General features: G+C 43.6%; 6 protein-coding genes and 1 pseudogene. All 7 read right to left on the reverse strand.

The features are described 5' to 3' along the window. Positions 1-625: pseudogene (locus AS151_RS22765) on the reverse strand (DUF4347 domain-containing protein); the annotation flags it as partial. A gap of 377 nt (positions 626-1,002) precedes the next feature. Beyond that, positions 1,003-1,131, reverse strand: a complete 129-nt coding sequence (locus tag AS151_RS23060) for a hypothetical protein (RefSeq protein WP_275527979.1) — start codon at positions 1,129-1,131, stop codon at positions 1,003-1,005. A 169-nt stretch (positions 1,132-1,300) separates the two neighbouring features. Further along, positions 1,301-1,540: a hypothetical protein gene (locus tag AS151_RS07265; RefSeq protein WP_139240557.1), complete on the reverse strand. Its 240-nt coding sequence runs from the start codon at positions 1,538-1,540 to the stop codon at positions 1,301-1,303. A gap of 212 nt (positions 1,541-1,752) precedes the next feature. Beyond that, the gene (locus AS151_RS22010; protein ID WP_170861336.1) at positions 1,753-1,923 is read right to left on the reverse strand and encodes a hypothetical protein; all 171 of its coding nucleotides are present in this window, start codon (positions 1,921-1,923) and stop codon (positions 1,753-1,755) included. Between the two features lie 30 nt (positions 1,924-1,953). Beyond that, entirely contained in the window at positions 1,954-3,819 is a 1,866-nt protein-coding gene (locus tag AS151_RS07270) for a hypothetical protein (protein WP_139240558.1), read from the reverse strand. Positions 3,820-4,391: 572 nt separating this feature from the next. Then, positions 4,392-5,723: a calcium-binding protein gene (locus tag AS151_RS07275; RefSeq protein ID WP_071516384.1), complete on the reverse strand. Its 1,332-nt coding sequence runs from the start codon at positions 5,721-5,723 to the stop codon at positions 4,392-4,394. 55 nt (positions 5,724-5,778) lie between these two features. After that, on the reverse strand, positions 5,779-7,434 hold a 1,656-nt coding region (locus AS151_RS21405; protein WP_211517551.1), incomplete at its 5' end, for a putative Ig domain-containing protein.

The following is a 7,434-nucleotide window of genomic DNA, read 5'->3' on the forward strand; positions in this document are numbered from 1 at the left end:
TACCCAATTTCCAATCTTCACTAACGCTCGAATCAAGCCGAGTAAAATCAGGATCGTAGTTGCTCCCTTCTTCAAAGTTATTATTGTTATAATATTGACCGAGCCACCCCTGTCCTAAAGCAAAAACACCATTATAGTTTGCGATCGCTTCCGCTTGAATAGCCAAAGGTTCTTCAATATCACCTGTTTGAACTTCTAACTCCCAATCTCCTCCCAACTCAGAATTGCCGGTGAGGTCGTCAGATGCCGCCACATCTGCCCCTGTGATTTGACCCAACTTCTCGACAAACTGCTGTCCTTCGCCTGTAGCTACTTGACACCCGTAAAGCAGGATATCTCCATTTTCATGCAGGGCTTCTCCCCACTGCTGCAATTGGGCCTGGTACCCCTATAAATTCCCTTCATCGAGCAAAGTGGAACCCAGTTGCACCTGTCCCTCATCACCGTGAGAGAAAATTTGTACGCTGGCGACATCCTTTCGCTCGGCCAGTACCTTGCTAATTTGCTCGACTCCATCTTGGTGGGGATCGAGAACCACAGCTTCCGTACCTGGTTTCAGGTTTTGAGCGAGGGTTTGGTAGTCGCGGATGTTAGCGTCGATGAAAACTAAGTTGTTACCAGACATGAGAGTTCACCTATGGGTATAAGACACGGAAATACAGGGACAAGTGAAGGAGGTTCCTTGGAAAAACCTAAGAGTAATATATTCGAGGGGATTCCCCATCGTCCTCAGTAAAAATACGGAAATTTTGCTGTCTAACAGCCGTCATTTCATAAGCCAGACTGTGTGGATCCTCTTTTTAGAAATCGCTTTTCGTGGGAAATCCAGGCAAAACCTCCTTAAAAAGGTAAGATTATTTGGTTGACCTTTTTAAAGCTAATGCGATTTTAATGTCTAACAGCCATAACCCAAATCGGCCAAATGGCGTAGATTAGTTGGCAGCGATCGGTTTTCCAAATGGATCCAGATTGCTAACCTCTGAATTTTCAAGAGTTTTGCGGTCAAGTTCTTTGATTTTGCTTGCTAACAGCCATGACAAAATCGGCCAAATGGCGTAGGTTGCTTGGCAGCGATCGCTTTTCCAGATGGATCCACCAAATCAACCTGGGAAATGCTATATCTTGCAACATTGTCTCCGAGCGCGATCGCAGAAAAAACAAGCAAAAACCTACAATAGTCTATACAATATCCTTTCCCACCCATGGACGATTGGTCTATATCCCAGGGATATGGGGCAAAAAAATAGGGTGTCTGGCAACACCCTATCCGTTCGATCGATCTGCGGTTTGTCTGAAATGTCTAGAGGCTAGAAATCTGCTGGAAGTCGTCTTCGGTGATGTTGGTGGCATCAACGCCAGTGAGACCAGCCATGGTATTGCCATTGACCGAAATCACCGTACCGCCTTCAGCTTGGGTGATGGTCAAATCTTCAAACGTGATACCGTTGGGTTGCAAAGGGAACTCGCTGGTAGATAGGAGTAAGGAATCAATGCCATCGACAAAATCAGTAATAATGTCAGCACCAGGTACATCACGCAACAAAAAGCGGTCTTCTCCTTCGCCACCTGTGAGCGTATCTTCTCCTAAATCGCCGTTGAGGATATCCGCTTACGAACTGCCAAACAGGGTGTCATCGCTGTCGTTGCCGTTGACCGTATCGTCACCTAGATTGCCGCCGACCATGTCGTTTCCTTATACGAAATCGCTTTCCCCGTACTTTCCCTTGCACAAGCAGAAAATCTAGAAAAATACTAACGAAGAAACGGATTGGCAGGTTGGCCTATATGAAATCGCACGGTCACCGCATTATCTTCCAAGACAACATCATTACCAAAAACATCTTCGCCATAATCGTATTCTATATTTTGCCAACCAATCGATAGCGTTGGACTGTTTGGCTTGTTCTCCAGTTGCCAGTTCACAAGTGCACCGTAGAAAGACCGCGTGGAACGTTAGTCTATAGGTGCTACATAAACAGACACGAAGAGCGTATCGAGAGGTTGAACGGTCACCTCAGCCAACAAACGTTTTTCGTCGGAGTCGGGAAGCAAATCTTCAAAATAATTGGTTACGAATAAAGAAGCAATTCCCCAATTCAAACCAGCATTGACCGCAGCTTCGCTAGTCGGTATAAACGTAGTAATATCAATATGGCCAATTTCCGTTTCCCGGTCGAACGCATATTGGAAATTTGTAGATAAAACGAGACTAGCAGCTTCGCTTAGGGGAATTGTCTTACCCAAATATCCCCAAATTTCGCTGTAATACTCCCTATCTGGATTGGTATATCCAACCAAGCCACCACGAAAATGCCAGTTGCTATCGGTATTTCTTGTATAATCAGTGCCGAGATAAAGTTTGGTTTCATCTACGGCAATAACGCCTGCATAGTAGCGTAGCACGTCTTGATTTGCTGTCCAGTTTCCGGTCAAGCTAACATGGGGATAGTAAGAGGTTTCTTCGGTTTCGGTGAGGGTTAGCACCAAGTTAACATCTCGTTGCAAAGTGCTGCCGTATTCTTGAGCGTGAACGTTTTCTAAATTATCGATCGAATATAATTCTTTGATTGCAGATATTATCCCAATTCTGCTTTCATCATTACCTTCTAGTGCTAGCTCTGGAATTCGCACTTCCGGACCCGTTGGTTGATAAAAAATTCGACCGTATTCCAAATCGTGTTCGATGACGGGAGACAGACCCAACCAAATACTGTGATAGCTCCCTCTTGGAGCTTCATCACGATTGGTGCTGCTATCTTTTAAACTTTCCGCTCTGCCAATTCCCGCTGAATAAATGGTTAAGCTATCATTTGGCAAGCGAGTATTATTGGCTGCTAAAAATAAATTTTGATTGATATTGGTATTGGGAGGATTAGAGCTTCCTTCCAAAGAGGGAACAATTGTCGGCAATAATTGTGCTCCCGCTTGCACTGCTGTGTTAAGCCAGCGATTTTCGTCTTCTAAAAAGAGGGTAAATCCTTGGATGGTTCTGCCTAACACAGCTTCTCGGTCGTTTATTCGCAAAATTTGACGTATTCTCGAAAAGGTTCCAGCGATGGTATAGTTCATTTCTTCTTCTCGCTCTACCGCAGTTCTTTGAGATTGGCTGTTGCCTAAAATATAATCCATATTCGGGTCGTACCAATCCCAACCAGTGGGTTGGCTTGCGGTTCCTCCCTGAAAACCCGGAAGTTTCATAAATTCTAAAGTTTCTGGTTGAACCACATCTCCAAATTGAGAAGTAAAAATAAGATCGGTAGGGGTCAACAAATCGGGGTCTATGCTATTGCGGTCGGTGACGACGCCAGATGTATAGGTACAGTGTTGGTCGCTATCGGTTTCTGGAAAAATACAAGTGGCGGTGACACTAAATTGTAGGTGTTCTCCAATGAGGGTTTCTGGTTGTTTGATGGTTGTTGTAATTGTATCTTCTGTGGGAATTGACCGCACTTGTAAATAATTCCCGCGTTGGTCTAGTTGATAAATATTGTTGCTGGTGGTATTCTCCTGCAAGCGATCGCTTATCCTCAGCGTACCATCAACTAGAATATCCCGATCTGTTGTTTCGGCAAACAAATGGGTAGCGTCAAACTGCCATTCTGTCAAGTGATTTATCAAGACTCCATTGAGGGGAAATATAGTGAGATACGGATGAATACTGTCACCACCAACGACTTGCGGTGGTACGGGATATGGTAATTCACCGGGAGGTACATTTAAAATCGAAAAATTGTTTGAAGCCTCTATATTTTCTTTAGAAAAATGTAAATTGTAGGATATACTTTGAGCTTGGGATGGCTGCCAAATAGCGATACTCAAAATAGCTATACCAAGAACGAGACCGCAATTGTATTTTCTTGGTAGAGAAAACATTCCGGTGACAAAAGTTTGGGGTATCATGGTTTGCTCACAAAGATAAAGAAAATTATTTTGAGAAGATGAAATTGTTAAAAAAATATTGCTATCGATCCAGTCTGCTAATGGTACGATTATCTAGTTTGATTTTTGCAATTTTCGGCAAAAAATAGCAAGATTCCTCCCTTATTTAATGAAATATTGGGGCGATCGCAGGGTAATACCATTTTTGAAAAACAACGAACGATTGTATGAAATTTGCCAATTGCCCTGGTAGGGGCGATCGCGCGTTGCGCCCCTACAAAAATGCCTCTATTATCTCTTGCAGATTATTAAGGAAATGGTATAACATTATATTTCAGAATCGTATAAAAATTGGGAAGCTGTTTCCTTGGCATCGTTTGAGAAAATAGTTGCCCAATTCTTTTACAAGTGCAAAAAATATAAAAAGGGGGATTTCCACACCCCCTGTTGTAGCTATTTTTAGCACCGATTGAAATTAAATTTTGTTACCAGAATCCGAGCAATTAATTTCTTTAGAGACTAGAAACTTCTTGAAAATCTTCCTCAGTAATACTTGTAGCATCTACACCTGTAAGGGCAGCAATTATATTGCCACCAGCAGAAATTACAGTGCCACCTGCAGCTTGGAAAATATTGAGATCCGCGAAACTCAAAGCACTAGATGCCAATGGAAATCCAACAGCAGGTAGCAAAAGAGAATCAATCCCATCTGCAAAATCGGTAACGATGTCAGCACCAGCAACATCTCGTAACAAAAAGCGATCCTCTCCACCACCACCGGTGAGGGTATCTTCTCCCAAATCGCCACTGAGAAGATTGTTGCCGTTGCCACCATTGATAACATCTCGTTGCTGACCGCCAAAGATAATATTGTTACCGTCGTCGCCGTTGAGAATATCCTCATCTTGACCGCCAAAGATGCTATCATCGCCGTCGTTACCACTGAGAACATCCACCCCCGATCCGCCTAAAAGAATATCGTTGCCTTCTCCAGCAAAAGCAAAAATATCGCCAATATTTTGACTGATACCATCGATTAAATCATTAATATTTTGCGAATCGCCAAAGAGAATGCTATCAAATTCTGGGAAGGAAAAGTTTTCGACGCGACCGAGAAAATCAACGGCTTGGTTGAAAGCAGTTTCTTGTAAATCGCTGACTAAATTATCCAAAGATAAGTCGTCAGGTAGTTGTGTAGAGGTTTGCTCTAAGACATCGCTGAGAAATTGGCGTGGCGTTTCAATTAAGTTGTTGATAAAATCGAGGGAATTGGAGAAGAAATTATCGGGGATACTGATACCGAGGAAATTTTGTTCGATATTAACGGGATTTCCATCCAAAGAAATTGTTGCCGTATCATCCTCAGCCTGCAACCGGGTTATCTCCTGCTGACTCAAAGTATTCCCTCGAACCAAGTTGGCAAAAATAGCCCCTTCATCACCAGGAGCATCTTTTGCTGTTAGCTGCGAGTCTAGGTAGTGACCGTATTCTTCGAGAAATACTTGCCTCGATCCTTCTACATTCTTACTTAACAATTCTTGGGATAAATAAATTGTATTGGTTTCGGCGGCAAAAGCACCATTTGAACCATTTATCCTGGTGGCAGGAAGAATTTGGATGTCGGGTAAGGTTGCGAAATCACCACTTGCCCACTTTTTTTGCAGATTGGTAACGTTGGCATGGTTTCCAAAAACTTGCTGCATGGTATCCCGAAAATCGGGGGTGGCAGCAAATTCCTGCAACCATTTCTGAGTGGGTTGCCAGATGGAAATTAGGTGGGGAGTTTCGGCGATTTCGTCGAATTGGTGGCGTTTGGTGGGAAAACTGTGGGAATTTGCTATCATGTTGAACTCTAGACAATACCGATTTCAAAATAGCATTTTGCGATCGCGCGAACGGCTAAATACTAGAAACCTGTTGGAAATCCTCTTCGGTTAGATTGGTGGCATTGATACCAGTCAAACCGGCGATGGCATTGCCGTTAACCGAAATTACCGTGCCACCTTCGGCTTGGAAAATGGTTAAATCTTCCAAAGTCAAACTGTTTGGCTGTAAGGGAAAGTTGCTTGTGGGTAATACGAGAGCATCAATGCCATCTTCAAAATCTGCGATAATATCAGCACCGGATATGTTGCGTAACAAGAAGCGGTCTTCCCCATCACTACCGGTTAGCGTGTCTTCTTGCAAGTCACCGCTGAGAAAGTCGTTGCCGTTGCCGCCGTTGATGATATCCGCTTGTTGACCGCCGAAAATCGTGTCGTTGCCGTCACCGCCTTCTAAAGTATCATTTCCTTGGTTGCCATTGATAAGGTCGCTGCCACCGTTACCGTAAATTTTATCGCTCCCTGATAAAGCCGCGATCGCATTGTTTTCATCAGAAGCGGCAAACTTGTCATCCTGGGGAGTTACCCCTTGATTTTCCCTTTCCCCTGCGGTCAGTATAGCCGAACCGCCAACCGTCTCTTCCACTGCTTGCACTTCAATTTCTATAGTTTTACTAAAAAGAGAAAAACGTTGCCCATCAGAGGCATTCCAATAAAATTCAATTGTGTTTTTATTGTCTTTATTGGGTTCTAAAGTTAGAAAAGGGAGTTCGCTGGCTGGGATAGTTTGTCCCAAATTTACTAGTCGATCGTTGAGCAATAAAGTACCATTGTCAGGTAAGCGATCGATCCGTATAGAATAAAGTGGCTCACCTTCTACATCAACAAATACATCTGCAAAAATATCTTTTTCTAAAGGGATTCGGTTGTTAGTAGATACAGTTTTTTCTAAGGAAATGTGGTCGATACTGGGAGGTTGATTGGTGATATCGCCGCCAGCAAGATGGTCACCTGTATGTTCGCTGCTGCTATCAGTGATGCCATCGCTGGTATTGCCATTGTCGGTATTTTGGTCGCTAATATCGGCTACACCATCATTCGTATTGCCAGTCACATTATCTTGGTTGCTGTCGTTGACATTACCACTATGACCAGAGGGGTCGCTCGTGTTATTGTTGGTGTTCTCGTTGCCACTATCGGTGTTCTTATGACTAATATTTTCGTTAAGAACATCGTCAACCCTCACCTGGATGGTTTCTACATCGCTACCGGTATTGCCATCTTCAGTGGTGACTTCAACTTGGTAGATATTGTCGCTATTAGAGTCGGTGGGGGTCTCGAAGTCAGGAAATGTTTTAAAAGTTATTTCTCCGCTGTTCCTGTCAATGTCAAACTGTTCTAAGTCGCTACCGCCGGAAAGAAAAAATGTGAGGGTGTCGCCGTCTGCATCAGCGGCTGCAACCGTCATGACTTTTCTGGTGTTTTCCGCAACAGAAACTGTATTGGCAGAGATAATATTGGGAGCATTGTTGGTATTCGACACATTCAGTTGAAAGCTATCTTCTACAGATTCGCCATCGCTATCGGTAGCCGTGACCTGAATATCTATATTTTGGATATCGCTATTGCTGGGAGTTCCCGAAAACTCTCCTGTTTGGCTGTTGAAGTTTAACCAATTAGGTAAATTGGAACCATCGGATAGGTTGGCGGTGTAGGTGAGACGGTCGTTGGC

The organism is Geitlerinema sp. PCC 9228 (assembly GCF_001870905.1).
Lineage (GTDB): Bacteria > Cyanobacteriota > Cyanobacteriia > Cyanobacteriales > PCC-9228 > PCC-9228.